24 protein-coding genes are annotated in these 22,049 nt (G+C 71.9%); 7 read left to right on the top strand and 17 right to left on the bottom strand.

Going from position 1 to position 22,049, the window contains the following annotated elements; all coding sequences use genetic code 11:
• Positions 1 to 22 precede the first annotated feature (22 nt).
• The 5 genes from JOF44_RS21045 to sucC all read right to left on the bottom strand — a co-directional run bounded on the left by JOF44_RS21045 (position 23) and on the right by sucC (position 4,318).
• Positions 23 to 961: a C40 family peptidase gene (locus JOF44_RS21045; protein WP_209894715.1), complete on the bottom strand. Its 939-nt coding sequence runs from the start codon at positions 959 to 961 to the stop codon at positions 23 to 25.
• Positions 962 to 1,152: 191 nt separating this feature from the next.
• Positions 1,153 to 1,872: a metal-dependent transcriptional regulator gene (locus JOF44_RS17895; protein WP_209894712.1), complete on the bottom strand. Its 720-nt coding sequence runs from the start codon at positions 1,870 to 1,872 to the stop codon at positions 1,153 to 1,155.
• Between the two features lie 43 nt (positions 1,873 to 1,915).
• A complete protein-coding gene (locus JOF44_RS17890) occupies positions 1,916 to 2,068 on the bottom strand; it encodes a hypothetical protein (protein WP_209894709.1) in 153 nt (50 codons plus the stop codon).
• Between the two features lie 177 nt (positions 2,069 to 2,245).
• Positions 2,246 to 3,136, bottom strand: coding sequence for a succinate--CoA ligase subunit alpha (gene sucD / locus JOF44_RS17885; protein ID WP_209894706.1), 891 nt, complete (start codon positions 3,134 to 3,136; stop codon positions 2,246 to 2,248).
• Between the two features lie 12 nt (positions 3,137 to 3,148).
• Positions 3,149 to 4,318 carry an ADP-forming succinate--CoA ligase subunit beta gene (gene sucC, locus JOF44_RS17880; RefSeq protein WP_209894704.1) on the bottom strand — a complete coding sequence of 390 codons (1,170 nt, stop codon included), beginning with the start codon at positions 4,316 to 4,318 and terminating at the stop codon, positions 3,149 to 3,151.
• Positions 4,319 to 4,515: 197 nt separating this feature from the next.
• On the opposite strand from sucC, the gene JOF44_RS17875 reads away from it, so the two are divergent.
• The 3 genes from JOF44_RS17875 to JOF44_RS17865 all read left to right on the top strand — a co-directional run bounded on the left by JOF44_RS17875 (position 4,516) and on the right by JOF44_RS17865 (position 6,034).
• A complete protein-coding gene (locus JOF44_RS17875) occupies positions 4,516 to 4,791 on the top strand; it encodes a hypothetical protein (RefSeq protein WP_209894701.1) in 276 nt (91 codons plus the stop codon).
• A 14-nt stretch (positions 4,792 to 4,805) separates the two neighbouring features.
• The gene (locus JOF44_RS17870) at positions 4,806 to 5,456 is read left to right on the top strand and encodes a hypothetical protein (RefSeq protein WP_209894699.1); all 651 of its coding nucleotides are present in this window, start codon (positions 4,806 to 4,808) and stop codon (positions 5,454 to 5,456) included.
• 140 nt (positions 5,457 to 5,596) lie between these two features.
• The gene (locus JOF44_RS17865; RefSeq protein WP_209894696.1) at positions 5,597 to 6,034 is read left to right on the top strand and encodes a VOC family protein; all 438 of its coding nucleotides are present in this window, start codon (positions 5,597 to 5,599) and stop codon (positions 6,032 to 6,034) included.
• A gap of 10 nt (positions 6,035 to 6,044) precedes the next feature.
• Here JOF44_RS17865 and JOF44_RS17860 read toward each other — a convergent pair whose 3' ends face one another.
• Positions 6,045 to 9,026 (bottom strand): UvrD-helicase domain-containing protein, encoded by a 2,982-nt coding sequence (locus tag JOF44_RS17860; protein ID WP_209894693.1) that lies wholly within the window; start codon positions 9,024 to 9,026, stop codon positions 6,045 to 6,047.
• 114 nt (positions 9,027 to 9,140) lie between these two features.
• The gene (locus tag JOF44_RS17855; protein ID WP_209894690.1) at positions 9,141 to 9,485 is read right to left on the bottom strand and encodes a hypothetical protein; all 345 of its coding nucleotides are present in this window, start codon (positions 9,483 to 9,485) and stop codon (positions 9,141 to 9,143) included.
• A gap of 61 nt (positions 9,486 to 9,546) precedes the next feature.
• Here JOF44_RS17855 and JOF44_RS17850 point away from each other — a divergent pair, with 61 nt between their 5' ends.
• Complete coding sequence (locus JOF44_RS17850; protein ID WP_209894687.1) at positions 9,547 to 10,668, top strand: lysylphosphatidylglycerol synthase domain-containing protein; 1,122 nt, start codon at positions 9,547 to 9,549, stop codon at positions 10,666 to 10,668.
• Here the strand turns inward: JOF44_RS17850 and JOF44_RS17845 are convergent.
• The 3 genes from JOF44_RS17845 to JOF44_RS17835 all read right to left on the bottom strand — a co-directional run bounded on the left by JOF44_RS17845 (position 10,641) and on the right by JOF44_RS17835 (position 12,392).
• Positions 10,641 to 11,126 (bottom strand): hypothetical protein, encoded by a 486-nt coding sequence (locus JOF44_RS17845; protein ID WP_209894684.1) that lies wholly within the window; start codon positions 11,124 to 11,126, stop codon positions 10,641 to 10,643. The genes JOF44_RS17850 and JOF44_RS17845 overlap by 28 nt on opposite strands.
• Positions 11,127 to 11,205: 79 nt before the next feature.
• A complete protein-coding gene (locus tag JOF44_RS17840; RefSeq protein WP_209894681.1) occupies positions 11,206 to 12,174 on the bottom strand; it encodes an alpha/beta hydrolase in 969 nt (322 codons plus the stop codon).
• Complete coding sequence (locus tag JOF44_RS17835) at positions 12,171 to 12,392, bottom strand: BldC family transcriptional regulator (protein ID WP_209894678.1); 222 nt, start codon at positions 12,390 to 12,392, stop codon at positions 12,171 to 12,173. The genes JOF44_RS17840 and JOF44_RS17835 overlap by 4 nt, the downstream gene beginning before the upstream one ends.
• Before the next feature lie 351 nt (positions 12,393 to 12,743).
• Here JOF44_RS17835 and JOF44_RS17830 point away from each other — a divergent pair, with 351 nt between their 5' ends.
• Positions 12,744 to 12,941, top strand: coding sequence for a DUF3073 domain-containing protein (locus tag JOF44_RS17830; RefSeq protein WP_209894675.1), 198 nt, complete (start codon positions 12,744 to 12,746; stop codon positions 12,939 to 12,941).
• Positions 12,942 to 13,119: 178 nt separating this feature from the next.
• On the opposite strand, the gene purM is transcribed toward JOF44_RS17830, so the two are convergent.
• The 7 genes from purM to JOF44_RS17795 all read right to left on the bottom strand — a co-directional run bounded on the left by purM (position 13,120) and on the right by JOF44_RS17795 (position 19,597).
• Positions 13,120 to 14,268 carry a phosphoribosylformylglycinamidine cyclo-ligase gene (purM, locus tag JOF44_RS17825; protein ID WP_209894673.1) on the bottom strand — a complete coding sequence of 383 codons (1,149 nt, stop codon included), beginning with the start codon at positions 14,266 to 14,268 and terminating at the stop codon, positions 13,120 to 13,122.
• Positions 14,265 to 15,755, bottom strand: coding sequence for an amidophosphoribosyltransferase (purF, locus tag JOF44_RS17820; RefSeq protein WP_209894670.1), 1,491 nt, complete (start codon positions 15,753 to 15,755; stop codon positions 14,265 to 14,267). The genes purM and purF overlap by 4 nt, the downstream gene beginning before the upstream one ends.
• A gap of 54 nt (positions 15,756 to 15,809) precedes the next feature.
• On the bottom strand, positions 15,810 to 16,250 hold the full coding sequence (locus tag JOF44_RS17815) for a hypothetical protein (protein WP_209894668.1): 441 nt from the start codon (positions 16,248 to 16,250) through the stop codon (positions 15,810 to 15,812).
• A complete protein-coding gene (locus tag JOF44_RS17810; protein WP_209894665.1) occupies positions 16,247 to 17,044 on the bottom strand; it encodes a copper homeostasis protein CutC in 798 nt (265 codons plus the stop codon). The genes JOF44_RS17815 and JOF44_RS17810 overlap by 4 nt, the downstream gene beginning before the upstream one ends.
• Positions 17,041 to 17,523, bottom strand: coding sequence for a sterol carrier family protein (locus tag JOF44_RS17805; protein WP_342591832.1), 483 nt, complete (start codon positions 17,521 to 17,523; stop codon positions 17,041 to 17,043). Before JOF44_RS17805 ends, JOF44_RS17810 begins: the two co-directional genes overlap by 4 nt.
• Before the next feature lie 4 nt (positions 17,524 to 17,527).
• On the bottom strand, positions 17,528 to 18,826 hold the full coding sequence (locus JOF44_RS17800; RefSeq protein WP_209894659.1) for an adenylosuccinate synthase: 1,299 nt from the start codon (positions 18,824 to 18,826) through the stop codon (positions 17,528 to 17,530).
• A 345-nt stretch (positions 18,827 to 19,171) separates the two neighbouring features.
• Entirely contained in the window at positions 19,172 to 19,597 is a 426-nt protein-coding gene (locus tag JOF44_RS17795; protein WP_209894657.1) for a DUF3151 domain-containing protein, read from the bottom strand.
• Between the two features lie 54 nt (positions 19,598 to 19,651).
• On the opposite strand from JOF44_RS17795, the gene JOF44_RS21040 reads away from it, so the two are divergent.
• Together JOF44_RS21040 and dtd are read left to right on the top strand one after the other, a co-directional pair.
• Complete coding sequence (locus JOF44_RS21040; protein ID WP_209894655.1) at positions 19,652 to 21,478, top strand: phosphotransferase; 1,827 nt, start codon at positions 19,652 to 19,654, stop codon at positions 21,476 to 21,478.
• 145 nt (positions 21,479 to 21,623) lie between these two features.
• Positions 21,624 to 22,049: a D-aminoacyl-tRNA deacylase gene (dtd, locus tag JOF44_RS17785; protein ID WP_209894652.1), complete on the top strand. Its 426-nt coding sequence runs from the start codon at positions 21,624 to 21,626 to the stop codon at positions 22,047 to 22,049.

Raw genomic sequence — 22,049 nt, 5'->3', positions numbered from 1 at the left:
GCCGCAGCAAGTGCGAGGCGTGTCAGCCGACGCGGACGAAGGTCCAGCTGCCGGAGTAGATGTCGCGCTCGGAGGTGTCCACACGCGGGTTGCCGGCGTCGACGAACTGACCGTTGCCCGCGTAGATGCCGATGTGACCGGGCTTGAAGACGAGGTCGCCGGGCTGGGCCTGGGAGCGCGGGATGACCGTGCCGGAAGCACCCTGCGCGTTGGCGCCGCGCGGCAGGTCGATGCCGTGCTGGCCGTAGACCCACTGGACGAAGCCGGAGCAGTCCCAGCCCGAGGGCGAGGTGCCGCCGAAGACGTAGGGAGTGCCGATGCCGGAACGTGCGGTGGCGAGGATCGAGCCGCCCTTGGCGGCGGAGGGGGCCGACGAGGACTGCTGCTCGCCGGAATCGCCGGAGGAATCGGAGCTCTGCCCCTCGGAGCTCTCGCCCTCGGAGCTCTGCCCCTCGGAGCTCTGGCCCTCGGATTCCTCGGGCTCGGAGCGCTCGTTCGAACGGCTCGAGTCGTCGTCCTCGCGGGTCTCGGTCGCCTGCTGGTCCTGCTCGTCCTGAGCGGCTGCCTGCTCGGCGGCCTCCTGCTCAGCGGCTTCCTGGGCGGCGGCCTCCTCAGCAGCGGCCTCGGCGGCGGCGATCTCTTCCTCGGTGGGGCCGACCTCGACGGAGATGCTGGTGGCGGCGGGGGCGAAGGAGGGCTCCTCGGCGTCGTCTCCGGTCTCGACGGCGGGGAGGCCGACCGCGGGGGCGGCGACGGGGGCGATCACGGTGGAAGGGGCGTCGGCCTGCGGCGCGGCCGGGGCATCGGCCTGCGGATCGGACGGCTCGGCGGTCGCGGCGGCGGCGCCGCCGAACAGCATCGCGGCGGCCATGGCGGCTCCGGCGGTGGCGCGTCCGGCACGGACGGCAGGGGTCACCGTGCGCATGGCGCGGCGGTGAGTGTTGTTCACAGTCTTCGACACGTTGTGGCTCCCGGCCCCCGGGCGTCTGCCCCCGCGCGATGCGTGTGCTCCATCTCCGGTCCTGGTGCGCGGTGGGGCTCTCCAGGCGGAATGCCGAGAGCAGGACGCCTCGGCACGGGTTCGAGCCTAGGCGCTGGGACCCCCCGCAGTCAGGGCGACAGAAAGCTCTGGGGAAGAGCTTGACGGAGCCTTTACCCGGCGGCGAGCAGTGTCACATGGAGCTGACCTGCCACGACCTCGGAGACGGCCACTTCACCGCCGGCCGGGCCGCGCAGCACGAGGGAGCCCCCGAGCCGTTCGGCGTCCAGTTCCGCCTGCGGAACAATGCCCTGACGTGCGAGTTCTCCCAGGAGCTGGACGTCGCTCTGGACTCTCTCCCCGATGCGACGCAGCTGGACCCGAGCCGTCTGACCGTCCTGCAGGACGTCGATCAGCTCGCGGGGCGGATTGGCCGTTCCTTTACCGTCCTCGGTGGCGTGGGTCTCGGTGATCCCGAGGGCGGACAGCCCGGGGATCGGGTTGCCGTAGGGGTCGACGAAGGGCGGCTCGAGCTTCTCCGCGAGCCGCTGCTCGACCTCGAGGCTCATGACGTGCTCCCAGCGGCAGGCCTCCTCGTGGACGAGGGCGTAGTCCAGACCGATCACGTCCAGCAGGTGACGCTCGGCCAGACGATGCTTGCGCATCACGTCCGTGGCGACCCCGTGGCCCTTCTCGGTCAGGCGGATGCGTCGCTGGTCGTCCAGATGGAGCAGGCCGTCGCGCTCCATGCGGGCGACGGTCTGGGAGACCGTCGGTCCGGAATGACCCAGGCGCTCCGCGATCCGCGCGCGCATCGGCGCGATGCCCGCTTCGTGGAGCTCGAACACCGTCTTCAGATACATCTCGGTGGTGTCGATGAGATCTCCGGTCACGGGGTCCCCTCCTAGGTCGGGCGCACGGCAGGCTCCCGATAGCTTAGTCGCCCGACCGACGCGCCGCGCCCACCGCGATCGCGAGCACGAAGACACCGATCAGCGGAACGATCACGACGGGACGATCGGTCCCGATCTCCCGCCCGGTGTCGGAGACCGACGCGGTGGCGTGGGAATCTGCGGCGCGAGTGCTCATGGGGCGATCCTCGCGGAACGAACCATCCGCCGCCTCCTCCGCGCGAAGGAGATCGGCCTGTCCTCGCGCGGCACACGACCCTGCGGACCACGCAGTGCCCCGGACCCGCGTGGGGTCCGGGGCACTGCCTGCGGGTGAACCGGCCTCGCGGCCGGCCTCACCCCGGCGAGGAATCGATCAGGCCTGGGCCTTGACGATCTCGCGCATGAGGTCGGCGGTCTCGGTCGGGGTCTTGCCGACCTTGACGCCGGCGGCCTCGAGGGCCTCCTTCTTCGCCTGGGCGGTGCCCGCGGAGCCGGAGACGATGGCGCCGGCGTGGCCCATCGTCTTGCCCTCGGGGGCGGTGAAGCCCGCGACGTAGCCGACGACCGGCTTGGACATGTTGTCCTTGATGTACGCGGCCGCGCGCTCCTCGGCGTCTCCGCCGATCTCGCCGATCATCACGACGCCGACGGTCTCGGGGTCGTTCTCGAACGCCTCGAGCGCGTCGATGTGCGTGGTGCCGATGACCGGGTCGCCGCCGATGCCGATGGCGGTGGTGAAACCGATGTCGGCCAGCTCGTACATCATCTGGTAGGTCAGCGTGCCGGACTTGGAGACCAGGCCCAGCTTGCCGGTGCCGGTGATGTTCGAGGGCGTTATGCCCGCGTTGGAGACACCGGGGGTGATCACACCGGGGCAGTTGGGCCCGATGATGCGGGTGGTGCCCTTGGACTGGGCGTAGTTGAAGAACTCGGCGGCGTCCTTGGCCGGGATCCCCTCGGTGATGATCACCAGGAGCTCGATCGCGGCGTCGATCGCCTCGACCGCCGCGCTCTTGGCGAACTTCGGCGGCACGAAGACCACCGAGACGTTCGCACCGGTGGCCTCCATGGCCTCCGCGACGGATCCGAAGACGGGCACGTCGTGGCCGCCGTCGAAGGAGACGGACTGGCCGGCCTTGCGGGGGTTCACGCCGCCGACGACGTTCGTGCCGGAGTCGAGCATGCGCTGGGAGTGCTTCATGCCCTCCGAGCCCGTCATGCCCTGGACGATGACCTTGCTGTTGGCATCAAGGAAGATAGACATCTCGGGTGCTGCTCACTTTCCTGCGGCGGCGAGCTCGGCGACCTTCGCGGCGCCGCCGTCCATGGTGTCGGCCTGGGTGACGAGAGGGTGCGCGAAGTCCGCGAGGATCTGGCGACCCTCCTCGACGTTGTTGCCGTCGAGACGGACCACGAGCGGCTTGGTCGCAGCGTCGCCGAGCTTCTTCAGGGCGCCGACGATGCCGTTGGCCACGGCGTCGCAGGCGGTGATGCCGCCGAAGACGTTGACGAACACGGCGGCGACCTGCTCGTCGCCGAGGATCACGTCGAGGCCGTTGGCCATCACCTCGGCGGAGGCGCCGCCGCCGATGTCGAGGAAGTTGGCGGGCTTGACGCCGTGCTGCTCGCCCGCGTAGGCGACCACGTCGAGCGTGGACATGACCAGGCCCGCGCCGTTGCCGATGATGCCGACCTCGCCGTCGAGCTTGACGTAGTTGAGGTCCAGGGCCTTGGCCTTGGTCTCCAGCGGATCCTCGGAGGCGGTATCGACCAGGGACGCGTGGTCCTCGTGACGGAAGGCCGCGTTCTCGTCGATGGTGATCTTGCCGTCCAGGGCGATGATCTCGCCGTCACCGGTCTTGACCAGCGGGTTGACCTCGACCAGCGAGGCGTCCTCCTCGCGGTAGGCGTCCCACAGCTTGATCAGCACGGGAGCGACCTTGTGCGCGGTCTCCTCGTCGAAGTTCGCAGCCTGCACGATCTCGGCGGCCTTGGCCTCGTCGATGCCGACATTGGGGTCGACGGCCACGCGGGCGAGGGCCTCGGGCCGCTCGACGGCGAGCTGCTCGATCTCCACGCCGCCCTCGACGGAGCACATCGCCAGGTAGTTGCGGTTCGCACGGTCCAGCAGCAGCGAGAAGTAGTACTCCTCGGCGATGTCGGCGCCGGCGGCGACCATGACGCGATGCACGGTGTGGCCCTTGATGTCCATCCCGAGGATCTCGGAGGCCTTCTGCTCCGCCTCCTCGGGGGACTTGGCGATCTTCACGCCACCGGCCTTGCCGCGGCCACCGGTCTTCACCTGGGCCTTGACGACGACGACCGGGGTGCCGAGCTGCTGGGCGGCAGCCTTGGCAGTGGCAGGATCCTCCGCGACGACTCCTCCGAGCACGGGCACGCCGTGCTTCTCGAAGAGATCGCGGGCCTGGTACTCATACAGGTCCACGGGGTGCATTCCTCTCGATATCGGCAGAGGGCGGCAGGCCACAGCGGCCACGATGCCACCCCTGGGAACGCGCTCAGCGTATCGCTTCTGCAGTGCTCACCACACCGCAGCGGCCAGGGTGCGCGCAGTCTCACGTCGAGCGAGGAAACCGCCTCCCACCGGATCGGGCGTTCAGATCCGACCGATAGCATGGACGGATGAGCCGACGATCCCGCAGTCTCGCCCGCCGTGTGCGCGAGCACCTCGGCTTCAGCGTCATCGCGATCGGCGTGCTGTTCGTGGTGCTGCGTCTGCTGGGGGTGCGCTCGACCTTCGCGGGCTTCCTGCTGTCGGTGGGGATCACCCTCGCGCTGAACGTGGGGCTCTCCTACTACAACGACCACCGCTCCCGGAATCCGCGACCCCGGACCGCGCCGCGGGGCGGCGGGGACATCCGCTGGCGCGAGGACGACCGTCCCGGCGACGATCGCTGAGGCGAGGAGACGCCATGGCTGACTGGAAGACATACGCGAAGGCCGCACGGAACACGGCCCGCAAGCAGGCCCCCGGGGCGCGCGACGCCGCGAAGCGGGCCGGCTCGCGAGCCGGCGACTATGCCCGCGCCGCCGGCCGCGCCGTGGACGCCGGACGGGAGGACGAGGGAGACTCCACATCGGACGAGCGACGTGACGACCCCCGCGACCGCGAGCCGCGACGGGATGGGGACCGCGGCCCGAGCCACGAGCGACCGGCGAGCCACGTGCACACGCCGACCCGCGAGCGGACGGTGAGCCGTGACCGGCGTCCGAGCGGCGAGCAGAGCGCCGACGACGAATCGCGTCGGACCTCCTCGCCGCGACGCCAGATCGACACCGATGCCCTGAGCAAGGGCGCCGCCGCGTACTACACGGTCGCCGAGCGTCGGGTGCGCTCCGCCGCGATCGTCCCGCGGATCCTGCGCTCCCTGCGCGATGCGATCCTGATCGGCCTGTCCCTGCTCGCGATCTGGCTGGTGCTCGCGGCAGCGGGTCTCCAGATCCCGTTCTCGGCCGTGGTCATCGCCGTCCTGGTGATCGTCGTGATCAGCTTCGCGACGGGCATGTACTCCCGCTTCCGCCACCGCGACACGGAGACGGGCGAGGACGACCCCGCGTCCTGAGAGCCGCCGCATACCCGTGACCTGTCCCCGTCACGGCCTGCCCGCGGGCCCTGATCGAGGTGACCCGATAGGGCCGGACACCCGGTGGCGCAGCCCGTGGGGCGCGGTCCTCATCACCTCCTGCGCCGTACACTCCCCGCATGAGCCTTTCCCGTCCCTCGGCACCCCGCAGGCCGCCTGCAGGACTGCACCATCTGGAGCTGTGGACCGCCGACCTGGCCGAGGCCGCGCCCGCCTGGCACTGGTTGCTGAGCAGCTTGGGATGGGTCGCGGAGCGCGTCGAGGGGTGGGAGGCCGGTCGGATCTGGCGCCACGGCGACGACGCCTACCTGGTGCTCGAGCAGTCCCCCGATGTCATCGGCGATCACGCGGAGCGCCGTGCACCAGGGATGAATCACCTGGCTCTGATCTCACCGGACCGCGCTGTGCTCGATGAGATCCGCGCGAACGCCGCCCAGCACGGGTGGCGCGAGCTGTTCTCCGAGTCCTACCCGCATGCCGGAGGCACCGATCACACGGCCTGGTACGGCGAGACCGTGGAGGGCATCGAGGTGGAGCTGGTCGTGCCTCGACCCTAGATCCTCGTGCTCAGAGCTTCGTCAGCGGCGCATAGCGCAGCAGCAGCCGCTTGGTCCCGTTCGGCGGCTTGAACTGCACCTCGACCTGCGTCTTCTCCCCCTGTCCGGAGACCTCGGTGACCGAGCCCATGCCGAAGGAGTCGTGCGTGACGCGGTCGCCGACGCTCAGCTGGGGCATCGCCGCGGCGGAGACGGGCTGGCGCCCCGAGCCGAAGCTGGGCCGCTTCACGTCGCTGCGTCCCCCGCCGATCCCGCCGCTGAAGGAGGGTCCGCGCCCGCCGCCGGAGCGGTTGCCGCCGCCATGGCTGACGGAGCCGTATCCGCCCGCGCCGATACCGCCGAAGCCCGCGCCGCCGAGAGTGGAGCCGGCCCGTGCCACGTCGAGCACGTCCTCGGGGATCTCGTCGAGGAAGCGGCTTCCGGGCATGAACTGCGACTGGCCCCAGGTGGTGCGCATCTGGGCGCGGGTGAGGTAGAGCCGCTCGCGGGAGCGGGTGATGCCCACGTAGGCCAGGCGTCGCTCCTCCTGCAGATCGTCGGGGTCCGACAGGGTGCGGTTGTGCGGGAAGGTGCCGTCCTCCATGCCGGTGAGGAAGACGACCGGGAACTCCAGGCCCTTGGCCGTGTGCAGGGTCATCAGGGTGACGAACTGGTCCTCCCCGCCGGGCAGCTGGTCGGCGTCGGCCACCAGGGAGACCTTCTCCAGGAAGCGATCCAGGAGCGAGGCCGCGGGGTCGTCGGGGGCGCTCAGCGCGGCCTCGGGGTCGATGTCGGCCCCGATCGCCTCGGGGACGGCACCGGTCACAGGAGCGTCGTCGGACGACGTGGTCTCGCCCGCCGCGGGAGTCTCGTCCGCCGCGGCGGCCGCGGCGAGCCGGGGCGCTTCGGACGTCCCCGCCGCCTCGGGCGCGGCCGTCGTCGCCGCGGGCTCGCCCCCGTCGGCCTCTCCCTCGTTGGCCCCGGCCCGGTCGCCGGTCGCCGTCTCGTCCTCGTCGGCCTCCTCGAACTCGCTGGCGGCGGCGTCGGCCGCCTCGGTCTCGGCCTCGAACTCGGCGGCCACGCTGATCAGCTCGGCGAGGTTCTCCAGGCGCGACTCGTCCTGGGGGTCCTCGCTGCCCTGCAGCTCGGCGTAGTAGCCCGAGCGCTGCAGGATCGCCTCGACCAGCTCGGCGGGGCCGTCTCCGCGGGAGGCCATCTCCTGGAGGTCCTCGAGCATCGCGACGAAGCTGCGCACCGCGTTCAGGGAGCGGGTGGCGATCCCCGGCGCCTCCTCGGCTCGCCGCAGCGCCTGACCGAAACTGATCCGTTCTCGCTCGGCCAGCATCGCGATCGCGGCCTCGGCCCGGTCGCCGATCCCGCGCTTGGGCACGTTGAGGATGCGCCGCAGATTGATCTCGTCGGCCGGGTTGGCCAGGACGCGCAGGTACGCCATGGCGTCCTTGATCTCGCGCCGCTCGTAGAAGCGGGTCCCGCCGACGACCCGGTAGGGCAGCCCCACCCGGATCAGCTGGTCCTCCAGGGCCCGGGACTGCGCGTTGGCGCGGTAGAAGATCGCGATGTCCCCGGCGCTGCGGCCGTCGTCGACCAGGGCATCGATCTGGCGACCGATGTAGCGGGCCTCGGCCTGCTCGTCGTCGGCGACGTACAGGGTGATCCGCTCGCCCTCACCCTGGTCGGTCCACAGGTTCTTCTTGCGCCGGCCCTCGTTCTCCTCGATCACCGCATTGGCCGCGGTGAGGATGTTCTGGGTGGAGCGGTAGTTCTGCTCCAGCACGATGGTGCGCGCCGAGGGGAAGTCCTTCTCGAACTCGACGATGTTGCGGATCGTGGCCCCGCGGAAGGCGTAGATCGACTGGTCGGAGTCACCCACCACGGTGAGGTCTGCGCGGGGGTCCTCCCCCACCAGCTCCCGCACCAGCTGGTACTGCGCGATGTTGGTGTCCTGGTACTCGTCGACCAGGAGGTGGCGGAACCGGCGGCGGTAGCTCTCGCGGATCGCCGGGTTCTCCCGCAGCAGGGTCACGGTCAGGGCGATGAGGTCGTCGAAGTCCACCGCATTGGCCTGGCGCAGCCGCTCGGTGTAGTTCGTGTAGATCCGCGCCAGCGTCCGCTCGAAGGGGTTCTTCGCGCTCTCGGCCTCGTCGGCGAAGTCGATCGGGTCCGTGAGGTCGTTCTTCAGCGAGGAGATGCGCGAGGCCAGGGCCCTCGGGGCGTGCTTCTTGGTGTCGAGCTCGAGGTCCTTGGCGATCGTGGTGATCAGCCGCAGGGAGTCGGCGCTGTCGTAGATCGTGAAGGTGGACTTGAGGCCGACGGTCTGGGCGTCCCGACGCAGGATCCGCACGCAGGCGCTGTGGAAGGTGGAGACCCACATGCTGCGGGCGACCGGCCCCACCAGCTCCTGGACCCGTTCGCGCATCTCGGCGGCGGCCTTGTTGGTGAAGGTGATCGCGAGGATCTCACCGGGCAGGGCCTCCCGGGCGCGCAGCAGGTGCGCGATGCGCCGGGTGAGCACGCGGGTCTTCCCGGAGCCGGCGCCGGCGACGATCAGCAGCGGGCTGCCGCGGTGCTCGACGGCCTCGCGCTGGGCCGGGTTCAACCCGTCGGTGAGCTCGGTCAGGATGGCGGGGTCGACGGCGAACGCGTCGTGGCGGGCTCCGACGGATCGGGCGCGGTCGGCCGGATGCGGGATCTGCTCGAACTCCGCCGGCGCCGCGGGGATCGCCGCCGGCGGCGGTTCGTCCCCGACCGGCCGCTCGTCCTCGAACGGCGGCTCGTCCTCCGGCGGTGGTTCCTCCTCCGGCGGTGGCTCCTCCTCCAGGGGTGGCTCCTCCCAGGACGGCCCCTCCCCGGCGGATGCGTCCTGCGGTGCCGGATGCCGCTGCTCCTGTCCCGCGCTCCCGTCGGTGGCCGCGGAGGTCGATGGCGCGACCGTCACACCGTCGAGGCGGCGGAAGGCATCGGGCAGGGAGAGGTCGTCGAAGAGTGAACTCATGAGGTCCCCAGGATAGGCACGGGGCCCGACGGCGCGAGTTCCGGCAGGCCCCGTGTGGACGAGAGGTCGTGGTGGAGGACGGAGCGACCCGCCGCTCCGGTGGTCCCGGTCGGGTCAGCGCCCGATCCCGAAGACCGCGATGACCACGTTCACCGCGATCGCGGTCGGGATGCCGTACCAGATGATCGCGGGGGTCTCCTCGCGGCGGTTGATCGCCACATAGGAGAAGGCGGTCACGACCAGGGCGATCACCAGCTTCAGGGTGAACCACAGGTGCGCGTCGGTGCCGGTGGCCATCGACAGACCCATCATGATGACGCCCAGCACCAGGGCCCCGCCGGCGGCGTGCGCCATGGCCCGGTCGGGCTGCTTGGTGCGCAGGGCGGCCACCCACAGGCCGAGGCTGATGGCCCAGCAGAGCAGGTGCAGGACGACGAGGAGTGAGATCACGAAGGACATGCCTCCACGATACGGGGCGGGACCTGAGTGGGATCTGCCTGCGACGTGCGAGAATCGCCGCATGTCAGCGGCTCCCGACGGCTCTCCCGACACACCTGCTCCCGAGCCCACCGCCGGGCTGGGGCCCGCCTGGGTGCCGTCGGATCTGGACCTCGAGCACCGCCCGACGGTCTCGCCCGGCAAGATCGTCACCGGTGTGCTCTCGCTGCTGCTGGTGGTCGCGGTGCTCGTCTGGGGGCTGCCCTGGGTGGTCGGCGTGAACTGGGCGCAGATCGGCGCCGCGCTGGCCGCGGTCCCCGCCTGGGCCCCGATCGCGGTCGCCCTGCTCGGACTGCTCGCCCTGGCGCTGGAGGCGCTGACCGTGCGCACTGCCGTGGACGGCGCCCGGTATCCCTCGGCGCTGCTCGGGCAGACGGCGTCGGCGGGCATGGGACTGGCGCTGCCGGGCGGGTCGGTGCTCGGCCTCGGCCTGCTGGGGTGGATCCTGCGCCGGTCGGGGATCACGGTGGTCGTGATCGTCACGGGGATCATCGCCGCCTCGCTGGTCGAGATGGTGATCACCTCGATCCTGGTCCCGCTGCTGGGACTGGGCGCCTACGCCCTCTCTTCGTGGCTGGCCCCGACGGGGGTCTCCCTGCCCGGTGCCCTGTGGGCGGGGCTGGTCGCGGTCCTCGGCGCGGTGCTCGCCCTGGCGCTGACCGTGATCGTCCTGCGCCGCCGGGTGCTCACGCGTCTGCTCCGGCGGTTCGGGGAGCTGATCCCGTCCCGGTACGCGGCCGTGATCCTGGCCCAGCGAGATGCCCTGATCCTGCTGTTGCGTCGGCGGGCGGCGGCGCTGCTGCTGCCCACGCTGGCGGCGCGGGCCGCGCAGTGGGTGGCGCTGCTGCTGGCGATCGAGGCGGTCGGCGCCGAGGTGCCGCTGCTGCTGACGGTGGCCGTGTTCGCGCTCGGTCGGGTGCTGTCCCTGGTGCCGGTGACCCCGGGTGGGGCCGGCATCTCCGAGACGGTCCTGGCCGCGGCGCTGGTCGGGCTCGGGGTCGCGGCGGCCGAAGCCGCGGCGGCGATGATGCTGATGCTGGTGGCGACTCTGGTGGTGCCGTTGCTGGCGGGGGCGATCAGCATCGCCGTCTCGGCCACGCTGCCCGCCCGGCGAGGTCACTCCTCGTCGGCGTCCTCGTCATAGGCCGGGGTGTCGATGCCGAGGGCGTGCGAGGGGTGGGTGAGCAGTCCCTCGTCGGCCGCCGGCCGGAGCGGGAAACCGCCGATGCTGGCACCGCGGGCGGTGCCCACGAACTCCGCGACCTCGCCCACGTGGCGGTGGGCGTCGTCGCCGCGACCCAGGAACCCGGCGCCCTCGTACCCTCCGAGCCGCCGGCCGCTGGTGCGCTCCCCGGTGGTCGCGATCCCATCCAGCTGCTTGGCGCCGGCCCGCAGGCCGGCCGCGATGCGTCCCAGCTCGAGGTGCTGCTGATCCGTCCACCGCTGGCGGACCTGCTCCCCGAGCCGTCGGGTGGCCGCGCCCTCGGAGCGGGTGACGTCCGCGATCGTGTTGGCCAGCCGCAGACGCAGCAGGGTGAGTCGGTCGGCACCGCGGCGGAGAGCCGTGGCGTGCTCCCTCAGCTGGCGCGGGTCCGAGGTCATCCGGCATCTCCTTCTGGCTGGTCCCGGGGCCGTTCGCACTCTCGAGCGCACCGGCGCCGGGCGCCCTCATCGTAGGCGTTCACGGTGCGAGCGTCTCCAACCAGTCGTCCAGGATCCCGATCGCACGGGCCCGTGCGTCCGCATCGGAGAGGAACACGTCGTGGCGGGCGCCGTCGATCGGCTCGATGCGCACATCGGGCCCCAGACGCCGAGCGGCCCTGGCGAGGGCGTGCACGTCCAGTACGGAATCGGCACGTCGCATCTCCTCGCGGAAGGACGCCCCGAACCGGCTGCGGGCCGAGTGCATCACGAGCACCGGGATCGGCAGCGGCCCCGCGGCACGCAGCCGGGTCTGGCCGTCGAGCACGGCGGCCAGGGTCTCCGCGGGAAAACGGTGGCCGTGAGCAGGCTTGAGCGCCAGGTCGTAGTCGTACATCCCCCCGAAATCACGATGGAGGGCGCGGGCGTAGTGCGAGGAGCCCGCCGGCAGGATCGGGCGTGCGCGCAGATGCTCGGCCAGCAGTCGCACGGGGGCTTGCGCGAGGGTGCGCACGCCCGATCCGAGATGCATCTCCAGCCACGGCGAGTTCAGGGCGAGCGCACGGACCGTGCCGGGCCGACGCTGCGCCCACAGCGCTGCGGTGAGCCCGCCGGCCGAGTGGGCCAGCAGCACCGGGGGGCGATCCGCCCCGATGATCCGCAGCGCCGTCCCGATCTCCCGGTCGTAGCGGCTGAGATGGTCGACGGAGGTGGGGGTCTGGTCCGGCAGCAGACTGCGCCCGTACTTGCGCAGGTCCAGGCCCCAGACATCGTGCCCGGCTCTGCCGAGATGTTCCAGCAGCGCCCGGTCGAAGACGTAGTCCGACCAGCCGTGCATGACCAGGATCGGGGGCTTCTCGTCACGGTCGACGGTCTCTCGGGCCCGACGTGCCTGATGGTCGGTCGGCTCGCGATGCACGAGGGAGGCGACCAGCGGCCCCTCGCCGTCGGCCCCCAGATCGAGCCGACGGACCGTGTACCCGGCGCCGAGGACCGGGTCCTCGATCACGCGTCCTCGGTGCTGTCCCGCAGCAGATCGACCACCTCGTCACGACGGTAGCGGCGATGGCCGCCCAGCGTGCGCATGTAGGAGAGCTTGCCTGCCTGGGCCCAGCGCGTGACGGTCTTGGGGTCGACATGGAACATCTTGGCGACCTGAGCGGGAGTCATCAGCTCCGCATCGGGGTCACCGGGTTCATGCGGGCGCTCCGTGGGTCCAGTGTTCATGCAAGGGGCCTTTCGAGCGGTACAGCGGGCGGACAGTGCGACAAGCTCCGGGCCGGATTCGTCCGCGGGCCGCGCCGACCTGACGAGTCCGGTGACGGCGGCCCCGGTTCCACCGCCTACCCCAGAGTAGTCGGTAGAGGATCGTGTGCAGGTAGATCATACCTCTGCTTCCGGCCAAGTTTCTGGACGGTATCATCAGCGCGCCGCGACGGCCCGGAAGGGATGTCGAGCACGTCCGGCCCCTCGCGGTTCGCCGGAAGCCAGGGCATGCATGTACGATCAGGTTCCGACACACTGCCATCTTCCGGGTCGACAAGAAGCCCGGCAGCCGACGCACAGGGGGTCAGATCCATGGGTCGCGGCCGACAGAAAGCCAAGCACACCAAGGTGGCACGGGACCTCAAGTACTACAGCCCGCCGACGGACCTGTCGGCGCTGCAGCGTGAGCTGCAGTCCCAGCGGGGCGAGAGCTCCGCGGACGGCGACGATCGGACCGAGGACAGCGACGACTGGGCGGACGAGAACGCACCGTCGGCGCACCGGCGCTGAGGTCCACCGACGACCCGCGCACGCGACCTCCGGGAACGGACGAGCCGATGGCGGGACGCACGCACCACAGCGGATGGCGGACCGTCCGACGCACATCCGACGCATACAGGAACCGTGACCAGGAACGAGGGCTGACCCGATGGGTCGGCCCTCGTTCCCTGTCGGGGGTCATGACGCCTCAGGCCCAGCCCGGGTGCTGACCGGCGAGCAGGACCGCTCCGCCGTCGACGCCCTTGGCGCCCGCGATGACGTGCTCGGACGGGGTGCCCGGCTCGGGCAGCCGGTCCTCGGCGACGACCTCGCCGATCACCCGGGCGCCCAGGCCCTGCTCGGACAGCACCGCGAGGGTCGCGTCGGCCTGCTCGGCACCGACCAGGGCGACCATGCCGATCCCCATGTTCAGCGTGCCCTCCAGGTCGAGCTGCGGCACCGAGCCCCAGCGGGCGATCTGCGAGAACACCGCGCCGGGCTCCCAGCTGCCGCGGTCGACGCGTGCCGCCAGGCCCCGGGGCATGACGCGGGCGAGGTTCGCCCCGAGGCCGCCGCCGGTGACGTGGCTGAGCGCGTGCACGGCGCCGGCGGTCCGCGGGTCCGCGAGGACGGCCAGCAGGTCGGCGGTGTAGATGCGCGTGGGCTCCAGCAGCTCCTCGCCGAGGCTGCGGCCGAAGGCATCGATGTGGGCCTCCAGCGACAGGCCCTGCGCGGCCAGCACGGCCCGCACCAGCGAGTAGCCGTTGGAGTGCAGACCGGAGGCGTCCATCCCGATCACCACGTCGCCGCGGCGGACACGGTCCGGTCCCAGCAGCTGATCGGCCTCGACGACGCCGACGGCGGCACCGGCCACGTCGTAGTCCTCCGCGGCCATCAGCCCGGGATGCTCCGCGGTCTCACCGCCCACCAGCGCGCAGTCGGCGAGCCGGCAGCCCTCGGCGATCCCGCGGACGATGTCGGCGATCCGCTCGGGCACCACGGCGCCGCAGGCGATGTAGTCGGTCATGGCCAGCGGCGCCGCCCCGACCACGACGATGTCGTCGACGACCATGCCGACGAGGTCGCGGCCGATCGTGTCATGGGTGTCCATCTCCCGGGCGATCGCGATCTTGGTGCCGACGCCGTCGGTGGACGAGGCCAGCAAGGGGCGTCGGTAGTCCTTCAGCGCGCTGACGTCGACGAGCCCGGCGAAGGCACCGATCCCCCCGAGCACCTGCGGGCCGTGGGTCGCGGCCACGGCCTCCTTCATGAGCTCGACGGCGCGGTCCCCCGCGGCGGTGTCGACCCCGGAATCGGCGTAGGTGATCGCGGGGGCGCTGGGGTCCGTGGTGTTCATGAGTCCTTCCCGACGGCGATGGCTTCATGGTCGTCCGACGTGACGATCCCCTGGGCGCGGGCGACGGGGTCGGGCAGCGAGACCGGGTACGTCCCGGAGAAGCAGGCGGTGCACAGGGTGTCGGCGGGCTGCTCGGTGGCCGCGACCATGCCCTCCTCGGAGATGTAGCCGAGCGAGTCCGCTCCCAGGGACCGTGCGATCTCTTCGATGCCCAGCCCGTTGGCGATCAGCTCGGCCCGGGAGGCGAAGTCGATGCCGTAGAAGCAGGGCCAGCGCACCGGCGGCGAGGAGATCCGCACGTGGACCTCGGCGGCGCCGGCCTCGCGGAGCATCCGGACCACGGCGCGCTGGGTGTTGCCGCGCACGATCGAGTCATCGACGACCACCAGGCGCTTGCCCTCGATGACCTCCCGCAGGGGATTGAGCTTCAACCGGATGCCGAGCTGGCGGATGGTCTGGCTGGGCTGGATGAAGGTGCGGCCGACATAGGCGTTCTTGACCATGCCCTGGCCGTAGGGGATGCCGGACTCCTGGGCGTAGCCGATCGCGGCCGGTGTGCCGGATTCCGGGGTGGGAATCACCAGGTCCGCGTCCACGGGGTGCTCGCGGGCCAGCTGGCGGCCCATCTCGGCACGCGCCTCATTGACGCTGCGCCCGGCGATCCGGGTGTCGGGACGGGCGAGGTAGGCGTACTCGAAGACGCAGCCCTTGGGCCGCGGCTCCATGACCTGCTCGCAGCGCAGCCCGCGCTCGTCGATGACGATCATCTCGCCGGGGGCGACCTCGCGCACGAAGCTCGCGCCGCAGATGTCCAGGGCGGCGGTCTCGGAGGCCACCACCCAGCCGCGCTCGAGGCGGCCCAGCACGAGGGGGCGGATCCCCTGCGGGTCGCGCGCCGCATAGAGCGTGGACTCGTTCATGAGGGTGAAGCAGTAGGCGCCATGCAGGCGCGGCATGATCTCGCGCAGCGAGTCCTCGAGCGGACCATCGGCGTCGAGCAGCGCGGTGACCAGCGCGGTGTCGGTGGTGTTTCCGCGGGCGAGCTCCCCGGAGCGGGGCGTGCCGCGACGCTGCTCGACCAGCTCCAGCAGCTCCTCGGTGTTGACGAGGTTGCCGTTGTGGGCGAGCGCCACGGTGCCGTCGGGGCGCGGACCGAGGGTGGGCTGAGCGTTGGACCACACGGAGCCGCCGGTGGTCGAGTAGCGGGTGTGTCCGATGGCGATGTGTCCCTGCAGGGCTTCGAGGGACGCCTCGTCGAACACCTGGGAAACCAGTCCCATGTCCTTGTAGACCAGGATCTGCGAGCCGTCGGAGGCCGCGATCCCGGCGGATTCCTGCCCCCGGTGCTGCAGGGCGTACAGACCGTAGTAGGTCAGTTTCGAGACGTCCTCGCCGGGGGCGAAGACGCCGAAGACCCCACAGGAATCCTGCGGGCCCTTCTCCCCGGGGAGCAGGTCATGGGTGAGCTTTCCGTCTCCGCGTGCCACCGCACCATGATGACACAGCACATCGGGCGAGGCGGTGGAGTCCGCGGCCGTGGCTCAGCGTCGGCGAGGACCACCGCGGCGGTGGCGGACGGCGTCGATCGCGGCGGCGACCGCGGCCAGCGGGATTCCCACGAAGACCCCGACCACGAGCACGAAGGACACCATGCTGCTGGCATCCTGGAGGGTGAGGAAGGGCGAGATGACCAGGGCGATCACCATGGGCGCACCGATCAGGACGGCGACCCAGAATCCCAGGGCGGGGATGCGGCCGCGGCGCACGTAGATGCTGGTGGTCCCGGTGTCCTGCGCGGTGTCGGCCTGCTCGACGGCGGGCCGGTCGGAGGTCGTGGCGGGCTCGTCCGCGAGGGTCTCCTCGGGGGGCGCCGCGGTGACCTCGGACTCCTCGCCCGCTCCGGTGTCGGACGGTGCGGCCCGGCCGGTATCGGCGGTGTGCTCGGCGTGGTCGGCGTCGTCAGCGTCTCGGGTGGTGTTCACAGCTCTCCTGCGGCGTCGACCGCGGCGGCGACGACGGCCGGGTCGGTCTCGGTGTCGGGGGCGCCCGGTTCGACGGGGGCGCCGGGGCGGCGGCGGGCGGACAGGTGCACGTCGGGGACGCCGGTGCGGGCGGCGAGATCGGCGACGTCCGCGGGGCGGACCCCTCCCCCTGCGCAGACGTCCAGCAGCTCCTCGGCGGCGGCGACCATCGCGGCGAGTTCCTCGGCCCCGTCCAGGGCGCGGTCGGCCCCGCCGGAGCTGAGCACCCGGTGGAAGCCGAGGCGGAGGAGCTCGCGCACGGCCTGGGCACGCTGCTCACGGCCCGGGAGGGCGTCGACGGCCCGGTGGAAGGTCAGGGTCACGCCGCGCACCGCGGACTGCCCGGCCACCAGGGCGGCGTCCCGGACCGTCTCGATCCCGGGGACGTCCAGCTCGCCGTCGGGGGTGAGAGCGCCGAGCACCACGCCGGCGGCGCCGGCGGCGACGGTCTCCTCGGCCTGGCGGGCCATCAGGGCGATCTCCTCGTCGGAGTAGGCGAACTCGGCGGGCCGTCCCAGGAAGTCGTCCTGACCGGCGCGGGAGCGGATCAGCACGTGCACGTCGAAGTGGGGCTTGGCGTCCCGGGCGGCCACCAGGGACGCGGCGCGGTCGACGCACTGCTCGACGAGCTCGGGCGGCGGCGTCAGGCCCCCGCGGGCGAGGTCCGTGCACAGCTCCACCCGGTCGGCGCCGCCGAGCGCGGCGACCTCCAGGCCGGCGAGGTCCTGGACGGCGATCTCCACGGCGCAGCTCATCGGTCCTCCTGGGGCTCGTGATCGGTCGGCTGCTTCCCTCGAGAGGGCGGCGCGGTCTGCTCCCGGACGGGCGGCGCGGCCTGCTCCCGCTGCTCCCGCGCGGTCCGGACGATGCGGCGCGCGCCGGGCAGGGGCAGGTGCTCGGCGAGGTCGCTGCGTTCGCCGCTGGCGCGGACGCGCCCGGCGGCGACGGCGTCGGCCCAGGGAAGATCACCTGTGACGAGCTCGAGCCAGGTGGCGGCGTCGGTCTCGACCACGGCGGGCGGGGTCCCGCGGGTGTGCCGGGTCCCGGCGATGGCCTGCACGGCCGCGTACGGCGGGACGCGCAGCTCGACCGCTCCGCCGGGGTGCTCCTCGGCGAAGGTCTCCAGCGTGTGCCGGACGGCGGGGGCGAGTACGGCGCGCCGAGCGGCCTCGGGGTCGCACGCCCACCGGGCCAGGGCGCTGCGCCCGGCGTCGGGATCGGTCCTGCGGGTCACCACGTCAGCGGGTCGTCTCCGGCAGCAGGTCGTGCACGGCGATGGTGTCGGTCCGATCGGCGCCGACGCCGATCGCGCTGATCCGGCAGCCGGCGAGCTCCTCGAGACGATGGACGTAGGCCCGGGCGTTCTCCGGGAGGTCCTCGACGGCGCGCGCCCCGGAGAGGTCCTCGGACCAGCCGGGAAGGGTCTCGTAGACCGGCGTCGCATGGTGGAACTCGGTCTGGGTCATCGGCATCTCGCGGTGAATGACCCCGTCGATGTCGTAGCCGGTGCAGATCGGCACCTCGTCGAGGCCGGTGAGCACGTCGAGCTTGGTCAGCACGATGTCGGTGAAGCCGTTGATCCGCACCGCATGGCGGATCATGAGGGCGTCGTACCAGCCGCAGCGGCGGGGGCGCCCGGTGTTCACGCCGACCTCGCCGCCGGTGGTCTGGAGGTACTCCCCCCACTTGTCGAACAGCTCGGTGGGGAACGGCCCGGCACCGACGCGGGTGGTGTAGGCCTTGACGATCCCGATCACCCGGTCGACGCGGGTGGGGCCGATCCCGGCGCCGGTGCAGGCACCGCCCGCGGTCGGGTTCGAGCTCGTCACGAACGGGTAGGTGCCGTGGTCGACGTCCAGGTAGGTGGCCTGACCGCCCTCCATGAGCACGACCTCGTCGCGATCCAGGGCGGAGTTCAGCAGCTCGACGGTGTCGACCACCATCGGGCGGAGTCGCTCGGCGTAGGTGAGCAGCTCCTGGGTGATCGCCTCGGGATCGACGTCCCGCCGGTTGTAGACCTTGACCAGCAGCTCGTTCTTCTGGCGCAGCGAGCTCTCGACCTTCTGCCGCAGGATCGAGCCGTCGAAGAGGTCCTGGATGCGGATGCCGAGGCGCCCGATCTTGTCCATGTAGGCCGGGCCGATGCCGCGCCCGGTGGTGCCGATGGCGCGCTTGCCGAGGAAGCGCTCGGTGACCTTGTCCATGGTCTGGTGGAAGGAGGTGACGACGTGGGCGTCGGCGCTGATCCGCAGGCGGGAGGTGTCCACACCGCGGGCCTCGAGCATGCCGATCTCCTCGAACAGTGCTTCGAGATTGACGACCACACCGTTGCCGATCACCGGGGTGACCTGCGGGGACAGGATGCCGGCGGGAAGGAGCTTGAGCTCGAACTTCTCGCCGCCGACGACCACGGTGTGCCCGGCGTTGTTGCCGCCGTTGGGCTTGACGACGTAGTCGACCCGCTCTCCGAGCAGGTCGGTGGCCTTGCCTTTCCCCTCGTCACCCCACTGGGCTCCGACGATCATGACGGCGGGCATGGCGGCTCCTGGGACGAGTGATCGACGACATTCGACGATTCGGAGTGAGAAGAAGGACTGCGGGTCAGTGGGACTGCGGGTCCGCGGCGGGACTGCGGGTCGGCGGGTCCGCGGCGCGGCCGATGGACCCCGCAGAGCCTACCAAGCACAGCCCGGGCGACGGCTGGGCGCGCACGCCGTCCTGGCGTCACCGCATCCGCGGGCGCTCCGCGAGCAGGCAGCCCCGTCCACGGGCCACCGTGCTCGCAGGACGCCACCGGATGCGCGGACCGTCGACGATCCCGCTCAGCCGAGCAGCGCCACGAGGCTCAGCCGAGCAGGCTCGGGTCCGCCTCGCGCAGGAACTCAGCCGAGCAGGCTCGGGTCCGCCTCGCGCAGGAACGCGGTCACCCGGTCGGCCTCCGCGTCATCGCCCAGACGGCGAGAGGTCTCCCCCAGCATCGCCAGGGCGCGCAGGAAGCCGCGGTTGGGGGCGTGGGAGGCCGGGATCGGGCCCTGGCCCCGCCACCCGGCCTGACGCAGGGCGTCGAGACCTCGGTGGTACCCGGTGCGGGCGTAGGCGTAGGCCGCGACCTCGTCGCCGTCGGTCAGCGCGTCCTGCGCCAGGGTCGCCCAGACCATCGGGGACTCGGGATGGCGGGCCGCGATGTCGCGCGGCTCACCGTCGGTGAGCTCCTCGGTCACCTGGACGTCGACGAAATCGTCGGGAAGGAGGGTCTCCGGGATACCCAGAAGATTCCCGCTGGTGAGGTTATCGGTACGATCTGCCATGCAAGCATCGTAGGCGCTGGCGCCTGATGACCTCTCGGACCAGATTGATACCCCATGTCACGAACGCAGGACGGCTCGGAGCTTCTCACCGGGTCCGGAGCAGGAGGCCTGCTCCGATCGGCCGTCGGGAACTCCGGCGGCGTGCTGCACAGCTGGCAGCTGGATCATGTCGACCACCGGCCCGGCCGCAGCACGAAGGCGCTCTACCGCACGATGGTGTCCTGGCCCGAGCTCGACGGCCCGCAGGCCCCGGCGCGGGAGGAGCTGTTCGGCGCGAGCGCCCACATCGGCGAACGCGAGAAGAACCTCTACGTCGCCGAGCAGACCCTGGTGATGACCGACGGGGACATCAACGTGCGCGTGTGGCGCTACCCCCACGACCCCTGGCTGCCGATGCTCCCGCAGGTGTGCTACCCGGACGTCGTCGGCCGCACCCTGGCGGACCTGGGGGTGCCGCTGGGTCAGGACCCGTCCGCGTCCATCGCGATCGACGTCGTCTCCTATCGGCCCGGCCGCCGGGCCGTGCTGCGGGCGAGCCAGGGCGACCGAGCCGTCTACCTCAAGGTCATGCAGCCCCATCGCAGCGGCGAGATCGTCGACCGCCACGAGCGTCTGCTGGCGGCAGGGGTCCCGGTCCCCGCGGTGATCGCCCATCACGACGGGCTGGTGGTGCTCGAGGAGCTGCCCGGCCGTCCGCTGGCGCGCGCCGTGATCGACGAGGGCGTCGAGGCCTGTTCCGCCGAGGACCTGGTCGCCCTCCTGGATCGACTCCCCGCCTCGCTGTACACCCTGTCGCTGCGGCCGCCCTGGACCGATTCCGTGGAGTTCTACGCCGGGATCGTCAGCTCCTCGGTGCCGTCCCTGGGACCGCGGCTCGACGCCCTCGTGCGCACGATCCGCGACGGCCTGTCCGCCCTCGAGCAGCGGATGGACATGCGTCCCCACGACGTGGTCCACGGGGACTTCTACGAGGCCCAGGTCTTCGTCGAGCACGGCAGGGTGGTCGGCCTGCTGGACATCGACACGGTGGGTCCGGGCCGACGGGCCGACGACCTCGCCTGCCTGCTCGCCCACCTCAGCGTGCTGGCCGACTACGGCAATGCCGGCAGGATCGATCGCGCCATGCAGGAGCGTGTCGAGGAGGCGATCCGCACCTGGCAGAGGACCTTCGCGGACCGCGTCGATCCCACCGAGCTCGCCCTGCGCTCCGCGGGTGTCGTGCTGTCGCTGGCCACCGGGCCGCATCGCCAGCAGGAAGCGGCCTGGGAGGCCGCCACCGAGGCGATCGTGCGCGTGGCCGAGGCATGGGTGTCCCGGGCTCGCGCGGCGGAGTCGCATCGTCTCGCCGCGCAGGAGGCGCCTCCGTCCGCGGCCGCGCCCTCCCCTCTTCCGTCCTCGAGCGCTCCGAGCGGACCCGCTCCGCAGCGCCCGGTCGACGGATCGCCCGCGCAGCCCCGATCCGTCGCCCCCTCCCGGCCGACGCCCAGGCCCGAGCAGCAGCCCGTCGCTCCCGCCCGGGCCGCACCCCCGGCCGCCCCCCAGCACGAGGCCCCCGCGCAGCAGCAGGTGCCGCCGACGCAGCAGGTCCCGCTCGACGGAGCCGCGGCGGCACCGCACCAGGCACCGGTGCCCCAGCAGGCACCGGCGCCCCAGCAGGCGCAGGCAGCCCAGCACCCGTCGGCTCCCCAGCAGGCGACGCACGCCGCCCCCGCGACGGGCTCCGCCCCCGCGACGCACGCCGCTCCCGCACCGCGCTCCGCCTCGCCCCCGGAATCCCCGGGGTCGACCCAGCCGCTCCCGGTGGCCGAGCTGCCCGATCGCAGCGACAGCGGCGACGACTCCCCCACCCAGGAGCGTCGGATCGACTCCATCCTGCCGTAGTGATCGGCACGACCCCTCTCGCGTCGTGACCGGCACGTCCCCTCTGGCGATGTGACCGGCACGACCGATCTGGCGGTGTGACCGGCCCGGCCCCGCCGTCGGGATGTCGGGATGTCGGGATGTCGGGATGTGCCAGGATCAGAGCATGCGTGCAGTGCTCCAGAGAGTCGACGGTGCTCAGGTCGAGGTCGACGGCGAGGTGATCGGTGCGGTCGAGGGCGAGGGTCTGCTGGCACTGGTCGGCGTGACCCATGAGGACGGGCCCGAGCAGGTGTCCACCATCGCACGGAAGATCTGCGAGCTGCGGATCCTCGAGGGCGAACGCTCGGTGCTCGATACCGGCGCCCAGGTCCTGGTCGTCTCCCAGTTCACGCTGTACGGCGATGCGCGCAAGGGACGTCGGCCGTCCTGGAGCGCCGCCGCCCCGGGGCCGGTGGCCGAGCCGCTCGTGGAGCAGGTCGTCGAGGCGATCCGCGATCGCGGGGTGGAGGTCTCCGCGGGCCGTTTCGGCGCGCACATGCGCGTCGGCCTCGTGGGCGACGGCCCCGTCACGCTCCTGCTGGAGGCCTGA

Source organism: Brachybacterium fresconis (genome assembly GCF_017876515.1).
Taxonomy (GTDB): Bacteria; Actinomycetota; Actinomycetes; order Actinomycetales; family Dermabacteraceae; genus Brachybacterium; species Brachybacterium fresconis.
Note: the sequence above shows the minus strand (reverse complement) of the source record. Positions and strands in the feature narration are given on the sequence as shown.